This window comes from Rhodococcus sp. APC 3903, from assembly GCF_030407755.1.
Taxonomy (GTDB): domain Bacteria; phylum Actinomycetota; class Actinomycetes; order Mycobacteriales; family Mycobacteriaceae; genus Rhodococcus_F; species Rhodococcus_F erythropolis.
In genome coordinates, this window is sequence record NZ_JASDCV010000075.1 from 1 (window position 1) to 1890 (window position 1890).

A 1890-nucleotide genomic window follows, 5' to 3' on the forward strand; every position below is an offset into this window, starting at 1 on the left:
AAGGGCTGACCGCAGCGCAGCACACCCGAGGAGTTGCGCAGATGCTCGAATTCGGTGCATCCATCACGAAGGTCTCCAAGACCCTCGCGATGAACAAAAAGGACGTCAAAGCCCAAGCAGCGGTAGGGAAAGCCGAGGCAGCCCGCACCGCCCTGGACGCCGGACAGCTCGACCTCGAGCAAGCCGCAGTAGTGGCCGAGTTCGAGGAAGCCGGAGACACCGAAGCCGTCGACATGCTCTTGAAGACGGGACCGTACAACTTCACCTACACCGCCCAACGCATCCGGGACCAGCGAGCCGAGGAAGCGGCATACGCACTGACCGCCGCCCCGTATGCAGAGAAGGGATTCACCGTTCTCGCGGCTGCACCGGATCACAGGTCCGCGCTGACCCCGGCAGATCTGTTGACCGCAGACGGCGGCGAGGTCACACAGGAGTTGATCGACGCCGCGCCGCAGTTCTGGTCCGTGGTTCTCGTTCAGGAGGATGTGCTGTGCGACACCGCGACCGGAAACCCGGTGGACGAGGACGATATCGATTGGGACACCGCCGAGGACGACGACGCCGTACCGGCCGAAGGACTCCGGCACGCCAACAGTGCGGAGTGGCGCGAAGAGTGGACGGCAGAGTACTTCTGCCACGACCACCAGGGCGCAGGGTTGGCACTCACACCGGTCATGGAAGCAGCCCACGCCGCAGCCCCCGAAGCCAGAGAGACGGCCGAGGGTGAACTCACCGACGAGGAACGCGCCGCCGAGGCTGCACGTCGCCAGCGCGAGCGGGAAGCGAAGGACAAGCAGGAACGGCGACGAGTCCGGGAGCTGAACAAGCAGGCCGAGTCCGCGACCACCGTTCGGCGCGAGTTTCTGCGCACGAGCTTGCTGGCTCGTAAGACCCCGCCGGGGGCGGCAGCGGCCTACGTCGCAACGACGATCGCGCAAGACCCGCACTTGCTGACCGAGCACAAGGCCGGGGAAGTCCTGGCAGAGCTGATGGGCTTTCCGAGCGTCTACCCCGGCAAGGACATGGCAGCGCTCGCAGCGAAAGCGACCGAAGCCCGCGCCCAGGTCCTCACCCTCGCGCTGGTGCTCGCCGCCCAAGAGTCCCGCATGGTCAAAGACGCATGGCGATCCAAGCCGCGCAACGCCGACCGGTACCTCAGTTTCCTGATGGGACAGGGCTACACCCTCGCCGCCGTCGAGGAAATCATTACCGGACAGCTCACCATCGACGAGGTCGCGATCGACTGACCCGATGAAGCGGCGATCCCCGACCCGAAAGGGTTGGGGATCGTCCGCCCTTCCGCCCCGCACCTTCCGCCCTCGGCCGGCGGTCAGAGCCACCGGCGGACCGGAAGGGCGGAATGCGGACACCACCACAGACCCGCGAGAAATCACCCGGCCGCCGGCCACGAACCACGACAAAGCGCAAGGATAAGAACCTACCCGCCCCGGTGTGAACATTCTTCTATCCCGGCACTCGCGCATCAAGGCCGCTCCAGAAATAATATCCGCACGCGCCACTCGCACGCTCGAACAACGGCGCTACGATATTTTTTCCTACACTCACCTTGACTCACTCCCGCCGAGACAAGAATATCGGCACATGCCGGGGGAGGAGGAGAAAATGCAGGTAGAACGCATGAAAGTAGCTGCGTATGCCATCGCTCGGCATTAGAGAAAGAATGTGAAAACGATTGAATATGTCATTAACGAAAGCGGAAACTAATCGAAGAAATACCCGCGAAAGTATTGGTTTATATCGAATTGTTCGATAGAATGAAATCAATAAAGAATCACCGACGAGGGGGAATGAAAATGGCGATCACCGTATACACCAAGCCCGCATGTGTGCAATGCAATGCCACGTACCGCGCACTCGACAAAGCGG

At 62.1% G+C, this 1890-nt stretch carries 2 protein-coding genes; both read left to right on the forward strand.

The features are described 5' to 3' along the window. On the forward strand, positions 1-1250 hold a 1250-nt coding region (locus tag QMA15_RS32535), incomplete at its 5' end, for a chromosome partitioning protein ParB (RefSeq protein ID WP_290289287.1). A 567-nt stretch (positions 1251-1817) separates the two neighbouring features. Continuing rightward, the coding region (locus QMA15_RS32540; RefSeq protein WP_290289288.1) for a glutaredoxin domain-containing protein at positions 1818-1890 on the forward strand (73 nt) is incomplete at its 3' end.